Origin of the sequence: Escherichia sp. 10290 (assembly GCF_030295155.1) — a bacterium.
GTDB lineage: Bacteria > Pseudomonadota > Gammaproteobacteria > Enterobacterales > Enterobacteriaceae > Escherichia > Escherichia coli_F.
This window is the reverse complement of sequence record NZ_AP025741.1, coordinates 4,630,312-4,653,557: the sequence shown is the minus strand read 5'-3', so window position 1 is coordinate 4,653,557 and position 23,246 is coordinate 4,630,312. Positions and strand designations below refer to the sequence as shown.

General features: G+C 45.6%; 17 protein-coding genes and 3 pseudogenes. 4 read left to right on the top strand and 16 right to left on the bottom strand.

From position 1 onward, the window contains the following. Positions 1 to 3: 3 nt before the first annotated feature. Positions 4 to 1,191, bottom strand: coding sequence for a pentapeptide repeat-containing protein (locus tag QUE74_RS23335; RefSeq protein WP_000429225.1), 1,188 nt, complete (start codon positions 1,189 to 1,191; stop codon positions 4 to 6). A gap of 297 nt (positions 1,192 to 1,488) precedes the next feature. Here QUE74_RS23335 and QUE74_RS23330 point away from each other — a divergent pair, with 297 nt between their 5' ends. Next, on the top strand, positions 1,489 to 3,894 hold the full coding sequence (locus tag QUE74_RS23330; protein ID WP_000225968.1) for a hypothetical protein: 2,406 nt from the start codon (positions 1,489 to 1,491) through the stop codon (positions 3,892 to 3,894). Positions 3,895 to 4,030: 136 nt separating this feature from the next. Here QUE74_RS23330 and yieH read toward each other — a convergent pair whose 3' ends face one another. Continuing rightward, positions 4,031 to 4,696 carry a 6-phosphogluconate phosphatase gene (gene yieH / locus QUE74_RS23325; protein WP_000078069.1) on the bottom strand — a complete coding sequence of 222 codons (666 nt, stop codon included), beginning with the start codon at positions 4,694 to 4,696 and terminating at the stop codon, positions 4,031 to 4,033. Between the two features lie 167 nt (positions 4,697 to 4,863). Between yieH and adeP the strand changes: the two genes are divergently transcribed. Continuing rightward, positions 4,864 to 6,201: an adenine permease AdeP gene (gene adeP, locus QUE74_RS23320; protein ID WP_001355069.1), complete on the top strand. Its 1,338-nt coding sequence runs from the start codon at positions 4,864 to 4,866 to the stop codon at positions 6,199 to 6,201. A gap of 53 nt (positions 6,202 to 6,254) precedes the next feature. Here adeP and yieF read toward each other — a convergent pair whose 3' ends face one another. The 7 genes from yieF to tnaC all read right to left on the bottom strand — a co-directional run bounded on the left by yieF (position 6,255) and on the right by tnaC (position 13,040). Continuing rightward, positions 6,255 to 6,821: a class I chromate reductase YieF gene (yieF, locus tag QUE74_RS23315; RefSeq protein ID WP_001291118.1), complete on the bottom strand. Its 567-nt coding sequence runs from the start codon at positions 6,819 to 6,821 to the stop codon at positions 6,255 to 6,257. Positions 6,822 to 6,842: 21 nt separating this feature from the next. Then, positions 6,843 to 7,592 (bottom strand): 4'-phosphopantetheinyl transferase family protein, encoded by a 750-nt coding sequence (locus tag QUE74_RS23310; protein ID WP_001355068.1) that lies wholly within the window; start codon positions 7,590 to 7,592, stop codon positions 6,843 to 6,845. 156 nt (positions 7,593 to 7,748) lie between these two features. Then, positions 7,749 to 8,708 carry an HTH-type transcriptional regulator YidZ gene (gene yidZ, locus QUE74_RS23305; RefSeq protein ID WP_001355067.1) on the bottom strand — a complete coding sequence of 320 codons (960 nt, stop codon included), beginning with the start codon at positions 8,706 to 8,708 and terminating at the stop codon, positions 7,749 to 7,751. Beyond that, the gene (gene mdtL / locus QUE74_RS23300; protein ID WP_000086006.1) at positions 8,683 to 9,858 is read right to left on the bottom strand and encodes a multidrug efflux MFS transporter MdtL; all 1,176 of its coding nucleotides are present in this window, start codon (positions 9,856 to 9,858) and stop codon (positions 8,683 to 8,685) included. Before mdtL ends, yidZ begins: the two co-directional genes overlap by 26 nt. A 132-nt stretch (positions 9,859 to 9,990) precedes the next feature. Then, a complete protein-coding gene (tnaB, locus tag QUE74_RS23295; protein ID WP_000131914.1) occupies positions 9,991 to 11,238 on the bottom strand; it encodes a low affinity tryptophan permease TnaB in 1,248 nt (415 codons plus the stop codon). A 91-nt stretch (positions 11,239 to 11,329) separates the two neighbouring features. Then, positions 11,330 to 12,745 (bottom strand): tryptophanase, encoded by a 1,416-nt coding sequence (gene tnaA, locus QUE74_RS23290; RefSeq protein WP_001295247.1) that lies wholly within the window; start codon positions 12,743 to 12,745, stop codon positions 11,330 to 11,332. 220 nt (positions 12,746 to 12,965) lie between these two features. Further along, on the bottom strand, positions 12,966 to 13,040 hold the full coding sequence (gene tnaC, locus QUE74_RS23285) for a tryptophanase leader peptide (protein ID WP_001364348.1): 75 nt from the start codon (positions 13,038 to 13,040) through the stop codon (positions 12,966 to 12,968). 608 nt (positions 13,041 to 13,648) lie between these two features. Between tnaC and QUE74_RS29640 the strand changes: the two genes are divergently transcribed. Together QUE74_RS29640 and QUE74_RS23275 are read left to right on the top strand one after the other, a co-directional pair. Further along, entirely contained in the window at positions 13,649 to 13,846 is a 198-nt protein-coding gene (locus tag QUE74_RS29640) for an ash family protein (RefSeq protein WP_286331873.1), read from the top strand. A 35-nt stretch (positions 13,847 to 13,881) separates the two neighbouring features. Beyond that, positions 13,882 to 14,085 carry a hypothetical protein gene (locus tag QUE74_RS23275; RefSeq protein ID WP_000705806.1) on the top strand — a complete coding sequence of 68 codons (204 nt, stop codon included), beginning with the start codon at positions 13,882 to 13,884 and terminating at the stop codon, positions 14,083 to 14,085. Positions 14,086 to 14,303: 218 nt separating this feature from the next. On the opposite strand, the pseudogene QUE74_RS23270 reads toward QUE74_RS23275, so the two are convergent. From QUE74_RS23270 to yidC, 7 genes and pseudogenes are all read right to left on the bottom strand, one after another. Beyond that, a pseudogene (locus QUE74_RS23270) lies at positions 14,304 to 15,356 on the bottom strand (helicase RepA family protein). Positions 15,357 to 15,359: 3 nt separating this feature from the next. Beyond that, positions 15,360 to 15,686, bottom strand: a complete 327-nt coding sequence (locus tag QUE74_RS23265) for a toprim domain-containing protein (RefSeq protein WP_071533209.1) — start codon at positions 15,684 to 15,686, stop codon at positions 15,360 to 15,362. Between the two features lie 743 nt (positions 15,687 to 16,429). Beyond that, a complete protein-coding gene (locus tag QUE74_RS23260; protein WP_000353756.1) occupies positions 16,430 to 17,365 on the bottom strand; it encodes a retron St85 family RNA-directed DNA polymerase in 936 nt (311 codons plus the stop codon). Then, positions 17,365 to 18,326 (bottom strand): annotated as a pseudogene (locus tag QUE74_RS23255) (retron St85 family effector protein). Before QUE74_RS23255 ends, QUE74_RS23260 begins: the two are co-directional and overlap by 1 nt. A 263-nt stretch (positions 18,327 to 18,589) precedes the next feature. After that, positions 18,590 to 19,809: pseudogene (locus tag QUE74_RS23250) on the bottom strand (tyrosine-type recombinase/integrase). 320 nt (positions 19,810 to 20,129) lie between these two features. Next, positions 20,130 to 21,494, bottom strand: coding sequence for a tRNA uridine-5-carboxymethylaminomethyl(34) synthesis GTPase MnmE (mnmE, locus tag QUE74_RS23245; RefSeq protein WP_001282361.1), 1,365 nt, complete (start codon positions 21,492 to 21,494; stop codon positions 20,130 to 20,132). A gap of 105 nt (positions 21,495 to 21,599) precedes the next feature. Then, the gene (gene yidC, locus QUE74_RS23240) at positions 21,600 to 23,246 is read right to left on the bottom strand and encodes a membrane protein insertase YidC (protein ID WP_000378290.1); all 1,647 of its coding nucleotides are present in this window, start codon (positions 23,244 to 23,246) and stop codon (positions 21,600 to 21,602) included.

Below are 23,246 nucleotides of genomic sequence, written 5' to 3'. Positions count from 1 at the left end.
CGGCTACACAGCACAAAACAACATTATTGATTCTTTATAAGAGAGAATCTCTCCATTATTTTTATATAAATCATTATTAAGAAAATCCAGAAGCTCTTGCCTTACACTATAAATATTGACTTTTTGGTCAACCAACGACAGTAATATATCCTTGATACCTTTTAATTTCATATTTCTATCAGATATTGTATTAAAAGTGAAGATGATATTACGTTTATTACAACTGGAGAACCAATATTTTAGAGTATTATTCGTCCACTTTGTTGGTGTCTTAATTAGTTGCGCTGTTGTTGTTTTTACATTGTTAAATGTAGAACCGCTAAAATTTGTCCCGACGCACGAAATGAAATTCATCTCTGAATTGTCAAAATTGCAATTCTTTATCTCACACATATCAAGGTTAACATCATGAAATGTCGAATATTTCATGTTTGCATGTGAAAATAAACATGCAATAAACGTTATATATTGCAACCTGGCATTACAAAAAGATTTATTTTTAAAATCAAAACAAAAGGTTTTTTTTATTTTGAAATTGTTATTATATATGCAATGTAAAGAAATCATGTTTTTTATTAACTGATAACACCATTGTGATGATTCTGGTAATTCATAGGGATGTAAATGGATGTTTTCATCGAATATAACCTGTGAGTTATGGTTGTTTATTGAAGATATATGGAAGCTATCATTTGTTAAAGCTATGGTTGTGCTAAAATTATGGTGGTGATCAGCGCTCATGAAATCAAATGTAACAATGTCGTTGTTTTCTTTCTTTTCTTTGTGATATGCGTTTAAAAAAGAAATATTTTCGATCTGTTCATCAGTTAATGTCAATGGCATTTCGTCATCAAAGAAAGCGTAATCGGCATTTGGGACTGGAATATTTTCAATTGAGCATAGTTTTAATAAAAAAATATGAAAACAATGGAACTTATTTTTGTCAATAAGAGAACTTAATCTCTGTTGTATCTTCTGTAGTTGTCCTTTGGGAAGTAAATGCTGTAAATTTGAAAAAGAGCCATCTAAAACATATTTGTATGTAAAAAGGTCCTCTCTCTGACCAGTTATCAAAAAATCGTCAGGTATTTTAGAAAAACGATTGATATGACATAAATATTCCATTTGCTCCATGTCTATATACTTATGGGGAACTGCATAGTTTGGTGGAGTGCCAATAAGATTTTCCATAAATCACCTTGGTAACATATTATAAAATCTATTTATTCTAACATTGACAATATAACCAGCTATAAAAAATCGCTCATTTTCAGATATTGCGGTTTACCTGAGGGATGATTCGTTATGCCTAAAAATTGGGAATCCAGGGTAAACACCCTGGATTAAATCGGGGGAAATGAGCTATTTTTTATAGTCTTCACTAGTAATATAAGTAACACTTGTTGCTAACCTGGCTAGCGGTAGTGTTAATTAACAATCTAGATGTCGTTATTTTTAAACACCCTAATATTGCACACCGGAGGATTTATGGTTGCTAAATTAAGATCAGATGTTCTTATAAATGCTAATCCCTTTTCAGAGGTGAAAAATGAGAAGCATAAGCATAACGGATATTCTGACAAGGTTACTTTAGATATTAATAATAAGAAATACGATGTAAATTTTAAGGATATTGAAAATATTCTGGATGGTAATGGGGCATTATTTAAAAAACGTACACTGTGGGAGTTTATTCTCGATCTTTTTCCCGGATCGCATATTAAACAAGTTAAAAGCTTAATTTACGAATTTGTGACAAAAAATGATAATAAAGCGGAGATGTTCAAGAATATTAAATCTCTGGCCAAAGTAGAAGAACAATGGCGATTTAGTACTACTACAGATTTTACCACAAATGAAAATAATGAAGTGGTTGTGTGTAGATCTTTTAATCTCTACACGGGGGAGAGTGTAAATGAGGCCGATAAGCATCAAGTTTTTTCTGAAAGATTCACTCTTGATAACTATCTTGATGATTTACATTTTGATAATTCTCCCATGAAGAGATTAAAGTTTTCTGATAATGCTGTAAAACTTACGACGCTTATTAAAAATAAAATTCCTGTTTTTGATACAACTATCAATTTAACTTCGTTGCCTAAAGATGTATTAAATTCATTAAAATATTGTAGTTTTAAAAATGTAACTTTTTCAGGAAATATAGAAACTCCGACCCTTGAAGGCCCAGTTTTTGAAAATTGTTATTTCGAAGATTGTAAGTTCAACAACATACATTTTTATGATCCTAATGAAAAAACTGCAGAGTCAGGAAATGAAAAATCAATAATAGGTATGTTTAAAGGTTGTTTTATTTCTAAATGCGAAATAAATCATTATAGTTGTGAGACGTCTCAAGTCTACACTGTTAAACAACCCGTCAATATCCAAGAAAAATTAGGGGCTTATCTCTTTATGCAGTCTTTTGTTCAAGACTGTACAATTCAGGGAGGTAGTTGTCCTGGATCGAGTATACTTCTGAGTCATTTTTATAACTGTGATATCACAGGACTTGAAGCTCCTGGAATGAAATTTTTGGCAAACTCATTCAACAAGTCTAATAATAATTACATCAGGGGGAGGGATCATGGGCTAGTATTTAATAATTGTACTTTGAACTATATTAAAATAAACAGTGGTCTTGGTGAAGCTGGTTCAGGTAAATATATGTTTAACCCCATTGAGTATTTTTCTGAATGCATTGAAAGAAGATCGAGAACTCTTAAGTTAGATGATAATTTTATTAAATGTGCAGACAATATTAATAAAGGTATTAACTCTTCATATAGCAATGAAAATACAGAGAATAATAACGTTTTCTTTAAAAATAGTCGTTTGCGCGGGGCGGAACTGGGCTATTGTTACAGAGAGGACAGACTCGAAGGCTGTTCTATCGATTCTGCTACAATTTATTCACAAGGTAGTCTTACCGATAAAAAATACATTTATATGAATATAGACGGAGCTATAAGTAAAGAACAAATACCAAATTTCATAAGTCAGGCAGATGCTCTATATAAAGACATAGTGGAACTTAGAAAATCCTTGCCAAATACTCGGCTAATATATGAAAAAGCATTTGCAGAATTACAGTCGTTTTTGTCCGCACTCTATAATGAAAAAGGATCGTTTAAAGAGGAATTTTCTTTTGATATTGAAAAAGTTAATTTTTTTATTTTCAAAGATATGCATGGTAGGGCACAACATATCATTAACAATATGATAGGAAGTGACAGAATTAACTTTGTTGAATCTGTCATAAAAGAAATAATTTCGCAGTCAAATGCACAAGAAGATCCTAAATATTCAGAAGGATTTATCCGAAAAGAAAGGCAAGAGTCTCATAACCAATTTGATAGAAATTTAAATTTTAAATTTAAAGATCTTGTCCCCCTATTTGACGATGTTGATATAGACAACATTAAAGCGCTAAAAAATCAACTAGAAAAAATAAAATCTTTTAAAGAATTTTACGACTCAGCACTCAATAATTTTGCTTTCGATTTTCAAAATCTAGCAGGTATATTTAAAATTAACAAGGAAAGTTTAATCCAATATTATCAGGTAGTAAAAGAGTCCAATGAGGGTTACGAGGACATATTGCAAAAAATTAACGAATTAACAAATGATCATAATAAAATTGTGAAAGAGAAAGCACAACTAGTTAGTGAAAACAAAGATAATTTGACGCGTAATGATATACAAAGAAAATTAAATAACTTTAAGATTGATATTGATAAAATAGATGATGAAATACGAACTTACCAGGATATTGTTCAAAATTATAGTCGGGAGAAAAAATATAAAAAGTATAAAAAACTCAGTGAAATAATCTTGAATATTATTACATGGTTCGATAAATATCCCGATATTGTGAAAAATATAACCCAGGCTTAGCTAAGCAGAGAGTGATTGACTGGACGAATAACGACATAAATTTTTGAAAGGGAAACATACGCTTACTCATCAGACACTTGGTAGTCTTTATCTCAAACCAGCGTGACTGATGTGTAAGCGTTAAAGTTCGGAGCAATTAACGCGCTATATCCCAGCCGCGAGCCTTCCAGAGCGCAGGCAGTTGCGCCAGCTCGGTAAAGGTGGTGACTTTCGGGTGAACGATCGGCTTATTGTGCGGGTCAGCGCAGAAGTAAAACACTTCCATACCGGCATCTATCCCTGACTGCGCACCGGCGCTGGAGTCATCGACCAGAATGCAGTTTTCAACGTTCACATTCATCGCTTTTGCCGCATGGAACATTAATGCCGGATCGGGCTTCCAACGCTGGATATCGTAGCCGCTGAACAGTTTTTCCGGGAAGTAGTGCAGCATATTGAGCTTACCAAGCGAATGCTGCATTTTGCTCACCGGGCCATTAGAAACCACGCACATCGGCACGTTAACGCTCGCCAGCAATTCGTTCGCTCCCGCGATGACCTCTAGTTCGCTATCAAACAGGCGGGTGACTTCTGCGCGGTAAACGTGCTCTGCATCGGCCTGGACCATCGTCACGTCCTGCTCTTTACTGATGATATCGATGATTTCATAGAGTTTTACGCCTTTAAAACGGGTAAAAATCTCTTCCAGGTCTACGTTAATGCCAAATTCCCTGAACATCGTGACATAGGCGCGAGAGCAAATGACCTCGCTATCGACCAGCGTACCATCGCAGTCGAAAAATACCGCTTCTATCTGGGACATGTCTTTCCTTTATCATTAGTTTAACGTTTTCGTCATGCAAATTTGCACAACGCAATCGTTGCCGTATAAGCAAATACAATGAAAAAAAGTTAACTTCAGCCGTCCATATTGTCTCATTTTGGTATACGATAGCGACGGATTTTCCCTCCTTAGTTCGGAAATAGATAATGAGTCAACAACACACAACCCAGGCTTCTGGTCAGGGGATGCTGGAACGCGTGTTTAAACTGCGCGAACATGGCACGACGGCTCGGACCGAAGTGATCGCCGGTTTTACCACCTTCCTGACGATGGTTTACATCGTTTTTGTTAACCCGCAAATTCTTGGCGTTGCTGGCATGGACACCAGCGCCGTCTTCGTCACCACTTGTCTGATTGCTGCATTTGGCAGCATTCTGATGGGACTGTTTGCTAATCTGCCAGTTGCACTGGCACCAGCAATGGGCCTGAACGCATTCTTCGCTTTTGTGGTTGTACAGGCGATGGGCTTGCCGTGGCAGGTCGGGATGGGCGCAATCTTCTGGGGCGCGATGGGTCTATTGTTACTGACAGTTTTCCGCATTCGCTACTGGATGATTGCTAATATTCCGGTAAGTCTGCGTGTGGGCATCACCAGCGGTATCGGCCTGTTCATTGGCATGATGGGGCTGAAAAACGCGGGCGTGATTGTCGCGAATCCCGAAACGCTGGTGAGCATCGGTAACCTGACTTCTCACAGCGTGCTGCTGGGTATCCTCGGCTTCTTCATCATCGCTATTCTGGCCTCGCGCAATATTCACGCGGCGGTGCTGGTTTCTATTGTGGTGACGACGCTGCTGGGCTGGATGCTGGGTGATGTGCACTACAACGGCATCGTGTCTGCGCCACCGAGCGTAATGACAGTAGTGGGTCATGTCGATTTAGCCGGTTCGTTTAATCTCGGTTTGGCAGGGGTGATTTTCTCTTTCATGCTGGTCAACCTGTTTGACTCCTCCGGTACGCTGATTGGCGTGACCGATAAAGCAGGGCTGGCGGATGAGAAAGGTAAATTCCCGCGCATGAAGCAGGCGCTGTATGTCGACAGTATCTCTTCCGTGACAGGTTCGTTTATCGGTACTTCTTCTGTTACAGCGTATATTGAGTCCTCTTCCGGCGTTTCTGTTGGTGGTCGCACCGGTCTGACGGCAGTTGTTGTCGGCTTGCTGTTCCTGCTGGTTATCTTCCTGTCGCCGCTGGCGGGGATGGTGCCTGGCTACGCTGCAGCTGGTGCGTTGATCTACGTTGGTGTGCTGATGACCTCAAGTCTTGCTCGCGTGAATTGGCAGGATCTTACCGAATCCGTTCCAGCGTTTATTACCGCCGTGATGATGCCGTTCAGCTTCTCGATTACCGAAGGTATCGCACTGGGCTTTATCTCCTACTGCGTGATGAAAATCGGCACCGGACGTCTGCGCGATCTTAGCCCGTGTGTGGTTGTGGTGGCGCTGCTGTTTATCCTGAAGATTGTGTTTATCGACGCTCACTAAAATCGATAGCGCGTTAAAAACCCGCCATGCATGATTGCTGGCGGGTTTTTTATTTAGATCTTAACTCGCTGAATAAACTCACCAAATGCGGTTAATTGCCCGGTCAGGTGGTCAAGCGTACCCTGATCAATCACTTCTCCGGTTTGCGGATCAACTTTGTTCTGAATCACGCCGCCCATAAATTCAGGCTTGTTCATCACCATTGCATCGAGAAAAACCAGAATCTGGCGCAGATGATACTGACAGCGCGCGCCGCCAATCACGCCCATTGAGCTGGTCTGAATCAACACCGGTTTACCAGCCAGAGGTTGATCCGGCAGGCGGGAAAGCCAGTCGATGGCATTTTTCAGCCCGCCCGGTACCGAGTAGTTATATTCCGGCGTGACGATCACCACACCGTCAGCCTGACGGATCTGCTCCGCCATAGCTTCTACCGTTGCGGGAAAACCTTCTTCCTGCTGTACATCAGCGTCATACAGGGGAATGTCGGCAATGGAAGGTAATGCATTGATTTCCATGCTAGCAGGAGCAATTTTCGGCAGGGTACGTGCAACCATGCCATTAAATGAGCCTTTGCGCAGGCTTCCCAGTAACGTAACCACCTTCAATTTTTCAGACATGATGACTCCTGTGGTTGTCTATCAATTTGGCGAAAAAGACTTCATGGTAGAGAGTTGGGCAAAACGCATCATCCTGCTGGTAGGATTGTTGGCGCGGCTGTGAATATCCGGCAGGCTTTTCCAGCCGCGTTTGCCATCTAACTCCCAGACACTGAGCTTTTCAATTGTGGGCGTGACCGCCACGGACCACACCAGCACGTCCTCCGCGTCGCATAACGCTTCTACATGATTTACATGAGCACATTTCAGGCGTCCGGCAATGGGCAGCAGCTGCAGATCGCGCGGATCGTCATTCAAAACATCACCGGTTAGTTTTAGCACGCTTCGGCGCAACGTGATGAGTTGCGCCCGCGCTTCGTTAGGATCGTTTTGTTTACTGATCCATAGCGATTCATTGCTGGAAAAGGTGTGGTTATCGAGCGCGTGTGGGCTATGAAACCCGCGCGTCGCACGCTGCAGTTCCATATCGAGGCCACATTCACCTTCGGTTGTTAGCGCCACGCCAACCATATTCCCGGCATAGGAAATAGAAAACGAGGGCAAATTTTTATCACTGAAAACCGGTTTTCCTTTCGGCAGGGTGACGATTTCCGGTAATTCGCCGATGCCATACAGCATGAACATCAGTTCTGCGAGTAAACCTCTGGACGCCAGGAAACGGCTTTGACGATGAGGGGGAATATTTCGGGCTTCTTGATGACACTGGGAGGAGAGACGAACAGAAATCAGATGTCCTTCCGTTAAAATCCCTCGGGCAAAGTGAGTCGCCATTTTTCGCTCCATGCTTAATGGTCCATTATGAATACAAGAGTAATCATTTACTGGAATGATGGACAGACTAAAGCAGCTAAAAGTTCGATTCAGACAATCTTATTACAACTATTTTACATTTTATTGTGAAATAGGGTTGCGTTTCATACGATTCGGTTATGCCATCGACGCGTAAAGATTTTTAATGGTTTCCCGTAACCAGACGATCTTCGGATTATGGCTGTTCCGTTTATGCCACAGTAGGGTAAAAGGGACTTCCAACTTTTTTTGCTGGCTTTCGTCAAACGGGAGAGGTAGAGCAACTAACGGCAGTTGGTGGAGTTGATTGTAGTACTGACAGTAGCGTGGTGCGGTCGCCAGTAGCAGATTGTCGGGCTGCGCTGCCATAAACAGTGACTGCTCGAATTCCGGCAAACTCATAGCAATCGTGCGTTCGCGCCCCAGCTCCTGTAACACATTGTCCAGCGCCCAGGTATCGCTCTGTTCCCAGCAAATGCTGATATGTGGGTAACGTAAAAAGGTATCCAGATCCCACGCTTCATGCAGTGCTGGATGATCTTTGCGCAACCAGACGCAGGGCACATCACTAAACAGTACTTCATAATCAATGGCTAATGGCAGCGAACTTAGCAGCTCCCGCGAACGGGGATGGCTTTCGCGACCGGAAAAACCAATATCCACTTCGCCACGGGTAATCGCATCCAGTGAATCATAATCCCAGTTGCGCAATTTGATCGTCGCCTGGGGGTAACGCTGGTAGATCTGCTTAGTCAGCGTATTGAACATGATCATCATCAGCGGCGATTCCGCCGCCAGTTCAAACTTAAGACCGCGCGGCGTTTGGTGGTGCGGTTTATCCAGCAGCAGGTTGCTCATTTGCATCCATTCCGCCAGATTTTGCTCCATGCTGACCATTAGCGGTGTGGGCGACAGGCCCAGCGGTGAGTTCATAAAGAGCGGGTCGTCAAACCACGCTCTTAACTTTGCCAGAGACTTACTCACCGCTGAAGGCGTCACGTTCATCCGCTTAGCCGCTTTGGTCACGCTGCGTTCCTGCATCAGCAGTTGCAGGCAGAGCAGTAAATTGAGATCAAGCGTGGTGATGGATTTCTTCATGAGCGGCAACGGGGCGTCCAGGCGCGACGAACATAATCAGCAACAGGCTCACTATGCTACAGGCAATCAGAATCCCGATCAGCATATTCCATGCGCCGATACCAACCACCGCTGCCAGCCAAATCCACAGTGACGAACCGCAAACTTGCGCAATACCTAAGGTCGAGCTGGCAACACCCGCGCGTAATGAAAACGGCCCTAACGCCTGACTCATCGCTACGCCAAAACCTACCGAGAAACCGGCGCAAATCAGCGTGATACCAAACAGAGAAACCGCATGGGAAGGTGAAACGGCAAGAGTGATACCTGCCGCCAGAAATAACACCTGTGAGGTAATCATCAACGTACGTGGCTTAAAGATCCCCAGTGCAAATGGCGTGGAGAATGAAACGGTCATGCTGACCCCTGCGGTCAACGCCATTATGGTGGCGTATTCTCCGCGCTCAAAACCCATGATTTCCATCAGCAATACCGGCGACGTATTCACGAAGGTGAGGATCACCGAAACGCTGAGGGTGGTGATAACAACACGGCTGAGGAAAAACCGGTTAAGCAGCGACTCGCTATTTTCTCGTGGTTTGTCAGAAGCTGCGGGGGCGGCAGGGCGCGTTTCTTTTAAAATAAACAAAGACAACATCAGTACTGCGATGCCCATCGTTGCCATCGTCCAGAACAGACTCTGCCACGGGAATTTAAGCATAATCAGGTGTCCGAGCACTGGCGCTAACACCGGAATGATGCAGGTAATACCGTTGAGTAACGACAGCACTTTTGCCCGACGTCGATCGTCCAGTGTGTCACGTAAAATGGCGAACGCCACCACGTAACAACAGCCTGCGCCCAGCCCCTGTAGAAATCGTCCTGCAAGAAATAACGTGCTGGTTTCAGCCAGTGAACAAAACACCGAGGCAATAATAAATAGCGCCGCGCCGGGTATGGCGACAGGCTTTCTCCCTGAACGATCGGCCACTTTACCGGCAAATAACATCGCTGCTGCCATACCTGCCAGATAAACGGAGAACGCAATATGCAACTGCGCTTCGCTGGCATTGAGATCGGCGGCGATGCGCGGTAAACCAACGAGGTACATATCAATCCCTGCGGGATAAAGTAAAACCAGGGCAAAACTACAAATCAAAAAGCGGGACATGGGCTAAAGCGTCCTGATAGTAAGGTGACGCAAAGCATACGTGGTGAAGGAGAATCAGGCGAGTTGCCATTTGGACATAAGTGATTTCCTGACAGGCAAGAAGCCAGCTATTTCGCTGGCTTCTTAAACGGATTAGCCAAATTTAGGTAACACATTAAAGACGTTACCGAACCAGCATAAAATTACGGTTATACCAAAGAGAATGACAATCGCCGGAATAAGATTGCCGCCCCAGACCGTGAACATCTGATTGGGAAATTTCTTGCGAGCTTTGATTGCCAGCACCGCGGGGATAATGACTGCCCAGATGGTGGCGCATAGTCCGGCACCGCCGATCCCGTAAATAAAGCCGTTTGGGAAGACGAGATATAACAAAGCAGGTGGCAGGAAGGTTAACAGCACGGTTTTGAAACGCCCGCCGTGGGAGTTATCAATCTTAAACAGATCCGCCAGATAATCGAACAACCCCAGTGTGACACCAAAGAACGAACTGGCGACAGCTAAGTTAGAGAACACCAGCAGGCAAAACTCGATAATGCCGTGCTGTTTGGTGCCGAGGAACGATTTCACCAGCGAATCAACGTTGCCGCCTGAGGAGATAATCGCCTTAAAGCTTTCTCGCGGAATATTCCCCATCGTGCAATAGAGCCAGAAGAGATAAATCACCAGCGCCAGCAGCGAACCAAAAACCACACTTTTGATTAGCTTATCTTTGCGTTTGCCATAGCAAATAATCAGGCTGGGAATATTGCCGTGGAAACCAAATGACGCCAGACACACCGGCAAAGCCATAAAGATATACGGGAAATAAGACGTTCCCGCAGTGGTGCTGGTGGCATCGCGCAGAATGGAGTAATCGACCTGGAAGAAGAAAGAACCAAACACGATCACAAAGGAGATAATCTTCAACCCGAGGAACAACGAGGTAATACGGCTGGCGGCTAACGAGCTTATCCACAATACGCTGGCAACGAAAATGGCTGTGCAGATCCCGACAATACGTGGATTAGCGTGATAACCCAAATTCATTGATATCGTTTCACTAATGATCGCACCATTAGCAGAGATATAGGCATAAGTGAGGATATAGAGAACGAAGGCAACGGTAATACCGCTGATAATGTTCCAGGTGTTACCGATTAAATCTTTGGTGATGGTGTTAAAACTGGAGCCGACGGGATAATTTAAATTTGCTTCTAATAATAATAACCCGGAATGAAGCATTGAAAACCAGGCAATGATAAGGATAAAGGCACCCCAGAAAAACCAGGCACCGGCAAGATCAACAGGTAAAGCAAACATACCTCCACCGATTACTGTACCTGCTATAACCATAACACCCCAAAATGCAGAGTGCTTTTTTTCAGCTTGATCAGTCATGATGCCACCTTTAGAGGAAGGCTATTTTTGTTATTGAAGATGTAGGGAGTTAGAGTGGCTAACATCCTTATAGCCACTCTGAATGTATTAATTAAACTTCTTTCAGTTTTGCGGTGAAGTGACGCAATACTTTTGGCTCATAGGTAAAGGTTAAACCTTTAATATTCGCCGCGTTCTCTTTCACATGTTTGAAGGCTTCAATAATGAAGTCCATATGTGTTTGAGTATATGTTGCGCGCGGAATGGTTAAACGCAGCAGTTCAGCCGGGCATGGCAGTTGTTTACCGGTTTTCGGATCGCGGCCTAACAGGAAAGAGCCAATTTCTACCGCACGGATACCGGCGACTTTATACAGCTCGCAGGCCAGCGCCTGTGCCGGGAACTGATCTGCCGGGATATGCGGCAACAGTTTACCTGCATCAACGAATGCCGCGTGACCGCCCGCCTGCTGGCAGACAACGCCAATCTCTTCCAGACCATCAACCAGATACTGTACCTGCGCGATACGATAAGCCAGCCAGTCCAGATTCATGCCGTCATACAGACCTACCGCCAGACGCTCCATCGCACCGCCTTCCAGGCCGCCATATGTCGGGAAGCCTTCCTGTACCACGCAAAGGGTTCTGCATTCGGTATACACATCAAAGAAGCTGTCGTCTTTCATGCACAGCAAGCCGCCCATCGGCACCATTGCATCTTTCTTGGCGGACATCGCCAGCATATCGGCATATTTGTAGGTTTCGCGGGTGATCTGCTCGATGGTCCAGTCTTTGTATTCTGCTTCACGCTGCTTGATGAAATAGGCGTTTTCGGCAAAGCGTGCGGAGTCCATGACCACCGGAATATCGTATTTCTTCGCGATGCTGTACATCGCTTTTAAGTTTGCCAGTGAAACCGGCTGACCACCTGCGGAGTTACTGGTGATGGTTGCAACGATATACGGCACGTTATTCGGGCCAACTTCTTCAATACCGCGTTCTAATCCCTCAAGGTCAAAGTTGCCTTTAAAGTCGTAACGCACGCCCGTATCGAAGGCTTCTTTGATATAGACGTTACGCACGGTACAGCCGTTGATCTGGCTATGGCCCTGCGTGGTATCAAAGAAATAGTTAGAGAACGCCACCATTTTGCTGCGATCCAGGCCCTTTTCCTGCTCGCGTTTTTTAATCAGAACAGGAATATAGATTTGCTCTGCACCACGGCCCTGGTGAGTCGGAATAGTGTATTGATAACCAAAGATATTTTTCACTGACTCGGCTAACGCATAGTAGCTGCGGCTGCCGCTGTAAGCTTCATCGCCGCGCATCATCGCGGCCTGCATACTCTGCGTCACCGCCCCGGTGCCGCTGTCGGTCAGTAAATCGATAAACACATCTTCGCTATCCAGCAGGAACGGGTTCATACCGGATTTAATAATTGCCTCTTCACGGTAAGCGCGAGTCGTACGTTTTACTGGCTCAATAACACGAATGCGGAATGGTTCAGGGAGATGTTTAAAGTTTTCCATTACATAATCCTTCATTTATTTTAATTACAGTGATCCCTGTGAATATGATATTTGCAATATCTATTAATTCGCCAGTTATATATGCCAAGACCATCATTTACTAAAACAAGTAAATAAATGAGAGACAGCCTTTGCAAAAGGCAAAATTAAGATATAGCAAACAAATAGATCACATTGAATCTAATCGGTTTGGCTCTGGTGATGGCTACAGAAGGGCAAATCAAGGGCGGTGATCGACAATTTTATTGTCGATATTAAACCATTTTGAGGTCACACATATATGTAAGATATTCATAATGCACTTATCCTCGAAAGACACGCCGCTACATTATTACACTCAGAATTTTTGTCTATTCTGAAATTGTTTAAATGTGAATCGAATCACAATCGTTCGGAAAGCAATATTAAATGCTTTTTTAAAGATTATAAATTACGTAAGAATTTTAATGTTTAAAAAAGGCTTGAGGAATAACAGGAATACTAACAATAAAGCGAAGCCGCGTCTGACAGTCAGAATGCGGCTTCGATACAGAAGCTGGAAAATCGAGCTAACTCGTTAATCTATCAGCGATACGTTGCCTTGAAAACATGGCTATGGGCACATTCAAGGACACAAAAACCATTTTGTTCACAATGGCTGGTGGAACCACGGTTAAAACCATCACTCTATGAGGGCTTAGGGAAGTTCAGCTTTTATTGCAGATGTTCCCATAATGGCAATAGCTTTTGTCAATGAATCGAGCCTCCTGAATAACTGAGCGGGCGATTTTATGCAGCGCGCATAGCTCCTTGATATGAGGCGATAAGCATAGTTTTTGCGTACTGACTTGCGCTATAGTCCCCACGTTGCGGCAAAACCGCAACCGGAATTGGCGTTCCGAATTATCACGAGTGTCGGTAGCGATGTTTGCAGTGCTACTGGCGCGGCCTGCGCTCGCCCCTTCAATGGTGGCTCAGGCAGGGGCTTCGAAAGAAGCGCCGGGTCGTGATAACCGGTACGCCAACCCTGTCTGGGTCACCACCAGTGAGCCAGGCATCTCCGGTGGTGGCGTTAACCTGCTTATCACGAAGCGGAGCGTTGCGTATGTGTCCTGTCCCTGAATTTCCCATTGCACCAGCCTCCGCCGGAGGTATCTATGAAAATCACCGTAGAACAACCCTCAGCCAGAGAACTAGTCGATCGCTCGCGAGTCCTGGTGCATGTGATGCTCGAGCATCCTGACGATATCGGCCCGAATTATGCGTTGCTTCTCATCCTCGCCGACCAGCTACAACTATTAAGGGATGCTTTTGAAGAGGATGAGGTCAGACGGCTTAGAGATGAGAAATTACCTCAGTAATTCTTACTGCGACCACAGCATCAGGGACAGATGTTGTGGTTGATTCCCCCACCTGCTTTTCCCTGGCTGGCTCCCCCATATTCTCTGAGGTGAATTCCATGAGCACAGCAATGGCGCGGGTTGAAAGGGCATCCCCCATCTTTCGCTGTTAAAGGTGAATAATGTGGGGGGAGTCGAGTACCTGTCAGTGTATCCCCCACATATTCCGGGTTCCACCATCATTCCCCCGTATCCGGGAGCCGGATCTGTTCTCCATCGAGCACAATCAGTTGCTCGCGCAGCAGCTTCTCCAGCCAGCGCGAAAATTTCTTCTCGACGTTAATTCCCTTTGCGCGTAGATCGTCGCGCAAGAGCGCGCGGGTACAAGGCTTATTCTGGCTGATGCGTTGGTTAATACAGCGCCATAACGCCGTATGGTTGCGGGTGATATGAGGAACGTCGGGTGGTATGCCACTACTCAGTAAGTCATCGTCAGGTTGCCTAGGCTCGTCATTCAGCACCATTGAGGTCACTGGTTCGCCATCGCTATCGGTATAGATAACGACTTCCTCAAGATCGTAGGCGGTGACCTCCGGCATCTCCGCATCTTTCATCTTTGTACAACTCAGGGTGATAGCGTTGCGACGTCCCTCGCGCCTGACGTTAAACTCGGCATCCAGCGCAGCCTGAAAAGCACTTGAACCGCGTGCGCCCCGTTCCTGATCCTTACCCGAATGATGAACGATCATCATCGCTGCGCGCGTATGATACCGAATGGCGTCGCAACCCTAGATAAATGCGCCCATATCCCGCGCGGTGTTTTCATCTGAATTACCAAAACAGCGGGCCAGCGTATCGAGGATGATCAGCCGTACCGGCATTCCGGTCATGTTCTGAATGTCCTTTGCCGCCAGGATCACCTGCTCGATGCTTCCTGGAGCGGCTGGAAAGATCGGGCAGTCGACGCGAAACAGGTTATCGAGCGCCATCTCGTCATTAACGCTGAGTTCCCAGGCGCGGATCCGCCGCGATACACCGGTTCCTCCTTCTCCGGCGATAAACAGCACTGCTCCTTGATTGACTCGCCTTCCACCCCATGACGTACCGCTTGCAATATGGCACGCCAGCGATACTGCCAGAAAGGATTTAAAACAGCCGCCGGGGCCGTAAATACTGCACAGCGTCCCGGCGGGAATAAGTCCTTTCACCAGATAATCCTGACTGGTGTTAAACCCTTCCGAGCCCCGGCGCAGCGGAAGGGTGGTGGTGAGAGTACGGTCTGATGCTGTCATAGCTTACGACCTGAGATTTGCAGGAAGCTGCTGGTTGAACACAATCCGGGAAATGGATTCACCGTAGTGACGGTAAAATTCATCCCAGTCGCTCAATGTGGTGTCTGCAGGGAGAACCACACAGCCCTTCACTACCTCGGCAGCGGCGGTTGCATTCAGCAACCCGGTATTTTTCTCCTGACTGCAATCATTATCGCCAGCCAGGATAAGGTGGCATTCAGGCCACTGCGCCCGGAAAGCGATGGCCACATTTTTCAGGTTGTGCGCCGACAGGGCTGCAACGACTGGAAAATGATGAAGGCATGAGACCGCAAGCGCGGTTGGACACAGTGTGCTGTGCTGAACGATACCGGTGCGCCGGAGAATGCGCGGATGAGGTATGACGGGGTACGGTGATGCACGAATGCAGCCGCCTGCTCAGGCAGGTATATCCCCACAGGTAAAATGACCTGTCCTCCGGTATCGGTTCGGTAGTGCTGGTTTCTCCTCCTGGTAAGTGAATTACTGACATCTGTTTGAGTGTCAGCCTGTTTGTTGCAGTGGATTTGCAGGCAGTAGCTGGGTTGAAGCTGATCTGCGCGCTGGCGTCACTTTCACTCGCTTACGCTCTTAAAAGTGACGCCGCGTTTTGCACGTTCAGCAGGAAGTACGGACGCAAAGCCTTCGGCAATGCCGTCCGACTTCTCTACAGCGTTCTGTCTGTCGCTACGTTTGCAACAGGGTAGCGATATAGGGTGTGGTCACCTGTATCGAGACAGGAGGTCAGTTTCAGACCACGCTTCGTTCCCTGGTTGACCGGGGGGCTGACCGCCAAAGGCGCTTCTTACAGGTCACAGTTCGTCTTAGAACAGGAAGCTTTTAGGGGTACAGCTATGAGTTGGGGATAGGGTAGATCTGGGGAAGGGGGGAAAGCTGTGAGAAATTGTTTTTAGGATTTGAAAAATTAATTTTTCTGGAAAACCCATGATTAATTTAGGCCAAGCGTATAATGTAATACGCTTAGAAAAACTTATTCCAAGTTGTTCTGGGCATACTCAACAAAAATTCTGGTGCATATAGAAGTGCAGCAGAAATTATTTGTCTTTTTGTTTTTGTAATTTATGGATATTATCAGGCCCATATTTAATAACCATGCTTTTATAAAACGATGGCTCTATGTTTTTAGCGAATGCAAGTAGCCCAACTAATTTATTGTATTCGTCAGCAGGTAACTTTCCATTTATAAAATGATGGATCATGGCAGAGATTTTTCTTTTCCTTTCTCTACCTATAGATAATTTATTATCGTTTGTTAGAGTTATACCAGTAACGTGACGGTTATGCCCTTTTGAAGAAAATACTGTTTTCTCATGATTGATTCTAATCTTACCTAAAGAATATTTTGGTAGTATGTTTTCAAGCATGTCAGGTATATCAAACAAAACATCTTTATTATTTGTTGAAAAGGTTAAGTCATCAGCATAACGAGTATAGTTAACGCCAATTTTAGAGCATATTTTTTGAACCTCAATATCCCAAAAGTACATCACAAAATTTGATATTAAAGGTGAACTTGGTGCTCCAATGCTTAATCTTAAATTACTATTTCTCTTGGATTTGAAGAATAATATATTCTCAAGTATTACTTTATCATCTGCAGTTAAATCAATATTTGCAAGTCGTAACTTTGAGAAAAATAGACGTGGTGTTATGCTAGGGAAAAAATTCTCAAAATCCATCTTCAACAAGTATTTAGTATGAAGATGAATTTGAGCATTGGTCTTAATGCTACTACCCTTTTTATATGCAAATGCGCATTCATGAACGGGTAATTTATCGGATAAATACTCAGTAATTGCACGTTGTATAAATTTTAGCTCTTTCGATGGATGTGCAATAGTTCTCTTCTTGTCTGAGTTTCTTTTTGCGATTCTATATATTTTATAGCGATAAGGTGCCGTCAATGAAAAAGAAATGATTTCACTTTTCTTGGTTAATAGTAAGTCTGAAATATGCTGTAATATGTCCATTATTTTATCTCCTCAGCCATTTCTTTTTTTGCTATTATTTGACGTAGCGCTGTAATTCTTCGTTTTGATAATGGATCGGTTAATGTTACAAAAGATTGTCTAAACTTCATTGTCAATTGTGGATTATCTATGAGTTTATTTTCTTTAGTTTTACCAAATTTTACCCATTTGCGTTCTTTTAATGGAAAGTAATATTTGTTTGAGCTATATGATAAAACGTCTATAAAACCAACTTTCTGAAGTAAATAAATTGATCTGTTAATAATTTTTGTCGAGATATTAATCCCTGATGAATTTAGGGCTAGTTCTATTTCACTAAGTTGTATTGGGAAGCAAAGAGATATAATTTCAGTAATTAGAAGTGCTATATGCCCAGAATTATCCTTACTGAATTGTTCTGTTTTTGGGATTGATGAAAGTTTTTCTTTTATATTTACACATAAATCATCAAGAAAATCATCATCGTATTTTAAAACTTCAGGATCTGGCCAAGGATAGATTACAACAGAGGATGAAACTTTCTTCTTAATATACTCAAGTGGGCCTAAATAAATGAATGAGTCCTCACCGGATACTTCTTCCTCTGAAGCAACAATCAGTATTTTTTAAATAGTTCTGATTTGTTGCAAAATATACCTAGCTCAACTAATGATCCTGGACTTTCTAAAAAAATGATAATAAGAGATGAAATACTGGCTATATCATCTTCAAACACTAGAAGGTCCGGATAGGCATTCTCTTTAAAATAATCCTTGAATGTCTCAGCTAGAATGAAATGTTCGTGAAGTTCAGGGGCATGTTTTGCTGTGTAAGTAAGTAGTCTATCCCTAAAACTGGGTGGAATTGGTGCACGTACATCGACTTTGCCACCACATACGAAAAGGAGACGATGAGATATATCAACATTGAAGTTACTTATGTCTAACAATTCAAATTGTTTTTTAATAGTTTCTTCAAACATTGATTTAAACGTTATGTGTTTTTGATTTGTCTTCCGTTGATGAAAAAAACGAGCAATGTAGCTTTGCTCGTTTTTTACTCTTTACTAGAGGAGGCGCTAGAAAGTACTCAATAAGTTAGTGTCTGGCGAAACGCTCGACAAGGCTATAAATCAAAGCCTAACGCTAAAGAGTGGTGTTATTATGGTTGAGAAGTGCATCTTTTTCAACCGGTTAGATAGTATATTCTAATCAGTAACTACTATTGTTATATTTTTTATATTATTCAGTCGGTTACATTGTAAGCCTTCCCGAATTGTCCAATGATAACCTTCCTTCCAGTCTCAATCTGCGCATCAACAAAATCCGCCCAGGACTGAAGCATCTCCCGGCGCTGATTCAGGTACTCCGCGCGGTTGTAGACACCGCGAACGCCGCCGATCTTATGCGCGAGGCATTTCTCCACCCAGTCGGAGTTGTAGCCTTGCTCATGGAGCAATGTGCTGGCAGTACGTCGGAAGTCATGAATAACAAAATCCCTGACGTTCAGATCCAACGTACGCACCGCACAGTTCAGCGTTGTTTTGGAGATCGGGCGTCGGTGGTCGTTTCGGCTGGGGAAGACGTATGGAGAATCTCCGGCCAGAAATTTTAACTCTTCGAACATCGCCAGCGCCTGCTTTGACAGCGGAACAATATGCGGGTTATCCATCTTCATTCTTTCGCCGGGGATACGCCATTCCAGCGCGTTGAAGTTAACTTCACTCCATGTCGCTTCAATCATCTCCGATTTACGCACCATGCAGATGATCAGCAGGTGCAAAGCCAGCTTGTGGCGTCGGTTCATATTAGAGGTGTAGATCCCCCGTAACAGGATGCCGATCTCTTCTGCTGTTAGCGCCACGTCACGGCTTGTTGCTTGTGCGATATAACGGGCCTCGATAGCGGCTGCCGGGTTGTTGAAGATGATTCCCCTGGAAATCGCATAGGCCAGCATACGTTTAAGCACGTTGCGCGTCAGTAGCGCGACGTGATCCGAACCTCGTTGTTTGATGCGGTCGAGCACGACCTGAATGTGAGCAGTTGTGAGTTCTTCGAGTTCCAGCTTCCCGATGATGGGAATGATGTCCTTCTCGATAATGCGAGTGATGTTGCGCGGATCGCGGTTACTTTTTTCAACGATATCGGTCAGCCAGCGTTGGCGAATGTTTTGACTGTCGTTGGGTCTTTCTGTTTAAGCTTTTCTTCCTGCTTTTTCTGCGCGGGATTGATGCCATGAGCAACCATTGAGCGACACTTTTCACGCCAAAGCCGTGCTTCTGCAAGTGAGAAAGCCGGGTATTCGCCCAGCGTGATCTTTTGCGATTTGTTGTCAAAGCGGTAGCGGAAACGCCAGATTTTTCGTCCGGTGGGAAGAACTTCAATCACCAACCCGTCATGATCGGCAAGTTGCCAGGGGCGGTTTCTGGGAGTAAGTGTGCGTATTTTGGTATCTGAAAGTGCCATATCTCACCTCTACAGTGTGTCCATGAGCATCCTTTCTAATAGATTGTTTAATATTGGATTATTAACGCCTTCTTTTTCACTGTGTCCATGAGAAGGCAGATTTGAGCGTTTTTTATACCTTTTTTTGTGTCCATTTGATGTGATTTTTAGCTCAAAAAATAAACAATAGCACACGGGGGATTTAAAGATGGGCACAATTCAGGACACAAAAATCGCGGATGAACCCGCACGACTATGGACGAGTATGGAAAGTAAAAACCCGCATTAACAGGCAGTTAATGCGGGTTAGTGAACGTTCACGGACGAGGATGGACTAAAACTTACTTACCAATACAGAAGCTGGAGAAAATCCGCCCCAGTAGGTCGTCTGAAGTAAATTCCCCGGTGATCTCGCTTAAGTTCTGCTGCGCCAGGCGCAACTCTTCCGCCAGCAGTTCACCCGCCCAGGCACCTAACAGTTGCGCTTTACCCTGTTGCAGGTGCTCTGCCGCCTGTTCCAGCGCCTGTAAGTGACGACGACGCGCCAGGAAGCCGCCTTCCATATTAGTGTCAAAGCCCATGCTCTGTTTGAGATGGTTACGCAGCACATCCACGCCTTCACCAGTCCTTGCCGAGAGACGAATTAACGCGTGACCGTTCACTTCACTCATCCCCAGCGTTTCGCCGGTGATATCGGCTTTATTGCGCACCACAGTGATCGGCAGTTTCGCTGGCAGACGGGCGATAAATTCCGGCCAGATCTCTGCTGGATCAACAGCGTCTGTCGTAGTGCCATCAACCATAAACAGCACGCGGTCAGCCTGTTCGATTTCCTGCCATGCGCGCTCGATACCAATACGTTCCACTTCGTCGCTGGCTTCGCGTAGCCCGGCGGTATCGATGATATGCAACGGCATTCCGTCAATGTGGATATGCTCACGCAGCACGTCACGCGTGGTTCCGGCGATATCAGTCACGATTGCCGCTTCACGGCCCGCCAGCGCGTTTAACAGGCTCGATTTACCGGCGTTTGGACGCCCGGCAATCACTACTTTCATCCCTTCGCGTAACAAGCTGCCCTGACGAGCCTCGGCGCGTACTGCGTCGAGATCGGCAATCACGTCATTGAGCTGGGCTTCAATTTTGCCGTCGGAGAGGAAATCGATCTCTTCATCGGGGAAATCAATTGCCGCTTCGACGTAAATGCGCAAGTGGGTGAGGGCTTCCACCAGATGGTTAACCCGTGCGGAGAACGCGCCTTGCAGCGAGTTTAGCGCTGAGCGCGCCGCCTGTTCCGAGCTGGCGTCGATAAGGTCTGCAATCGCTTCGGCCTGGGCTAAATCGAGTTTATCGTTCAGAAATGCGCGTTCGGAAAACTCACCAGGACGGGCAATCCGCAGGCCGGGAATAGTCAGAATGCGTTTTAACAGCAGGTCGAGGATCACCGGACCGCCATGACCTTGCAGTTCCAGCACATCTTCGCCGGTGAACGAGTTCGGGCCAGGGAACCATAGCGCAATCCCCTGATCGAGCACGCTGCCATCGGCGTCTTTAAACGGAAGATAATCGGCGTAGCGTGGCTTAGGCAGTTTACCCAGCACGGTTTCGGCAACCTCACGGGCTTTGAGGCCGGAGATGCGCAGGATGCCAACGCCGCCACGTCCCGGAGGCGTGGCCTGGGCTACGATAGTGTCATTATCGCTCATGATGTTCCTGTTGCTTTGTGTGGCGGATGCGCGGTGCTTATCCACCCTACGAAAAGAAAAAAGGCGGTCAACTGACCGCCCTTATTTTAGCGAAAACTCACCGAATCAGGATTTTTTCTTCTCGCGGCTATGCAGGCCACGTTTCTCCAGACCACGGTAAATCAGCTGCTGCTGGATAATGGTAACCAGGTTGCTGACGATATAGTACAGCACCAGACCTGACGGGAACCACAGGAAGAACACGGTGAAGATGACCGGCATAAAGGTCATGATCTTCTGCTGCATCGGGTCGGTCACTGTGGTTGGCGACATCTTCTGAATGAAGAACATCGTTACGCCCATCAGGATCGGCAGGATGTAGTACGGGTCCTGTGCTGACAGGTCGTGGATCCACAGTGCAAACGGTGCCTGACGCAGTTCAACGGAACCCATCAGCATGTAGTACAACGCCAGGAAGATTGGCATCTGGATCAGCAGCGGGAAGCAGCCGCCCAGCGGGTTAACCTTCTCAGCTTTGTACAGCGCCATCATTTCCTGGCTGATACGCTGTTTGTCATCGCCCAGACGCTCACGCATTGCCTGAATCTTCGGCTGCAGCATACGCATCTTCGCCATGGAGGTGTACTGCGCTTTGGTCAGCGGGTACATGATGCCACGAACGATAAAGGTGATGATGATAATGGAGAAGCCCCAGTTACCCACAAAGCTATGGATCCATTTCAGCAGTTTGAACAGCGGCTGAGAGATGAACCACAACCAACCGTAATCAACGGTCAGATCCAGGTGCGGAGCAACTGCTGCCATTTTGTCCTGGATTTCCGGGCCAACCCACAGGGTGCTGTTCATTGCGCCAGCCTGACCAGGCTGAACCAGTACCGGCTGAGATTTATAGCCGATAGCGGCGATGCCGTTACCCAGATTAGCGGTGTAGAAGTTGTTGGTACCGTCGTTATGCGGGATCCACGCAGTCGCGAAATACTGTTGCAGCATCGCCACCCAACCACCTTTCGAAGAGATGTTCAGGTTTTCGTTATCGGCAATGGTATCGAACTTATATTTCTCGTACTTCTCGTCAGGCGTGGAGTACGCCGCGCCACGGAAGGTGTGCAGTGCGAAGTTGCTGCTTCCGGTGTCGAGATGCGGTGGCAGTGTAATGGATTGCTTCAACTGACCAAAGGTGGAGATCTCCAGCGGTTTCTCGCCAGCGTTCTGCACGTTGTAGTTGACGTTGACAGCGTAATCACCACGTTTCAGGACAAACGTTTTGGTAAACGTGTTGCCTGCCGCGTCGGTATACGTCATCGGCACCTGCAGTTCGTTTTGACCTTCAGCCAGCACATAAGCGTCTTTTTCAACGTTATACAGCGGACGCGGGCCGTTAGCCGGGTTATCCGGGCCATCACGACCGGTCAGACCGCTCTGTGCCTGATAAATAAACTGCGGTGAAGTTTCCAGCAGCTGGAACGGCTGGGTAGAGTTCAGCTCTTTCGGGTAAGCAGGCAGCAGAGCTTGCTCAACATCACCACCACGGGTGTTGATGGTCAGATCAAGCACGTCGGTCTTAACCGAGATCAGTTTCCCCTGGCCACTGGCCGGTACGCCCTGGTCGGCGGCGCTACCCGCTGCGGTGGTCGTTGTCTGCGTGGTCTGTTGGGCCTGAGGTTGCGGGTTTGTATCCTGCTCCCAGGCTTGCCAGATCATGAAAGACACGAACAGCAAAGCGATGACTAAAAGATTGCGTTGCGAATCCAT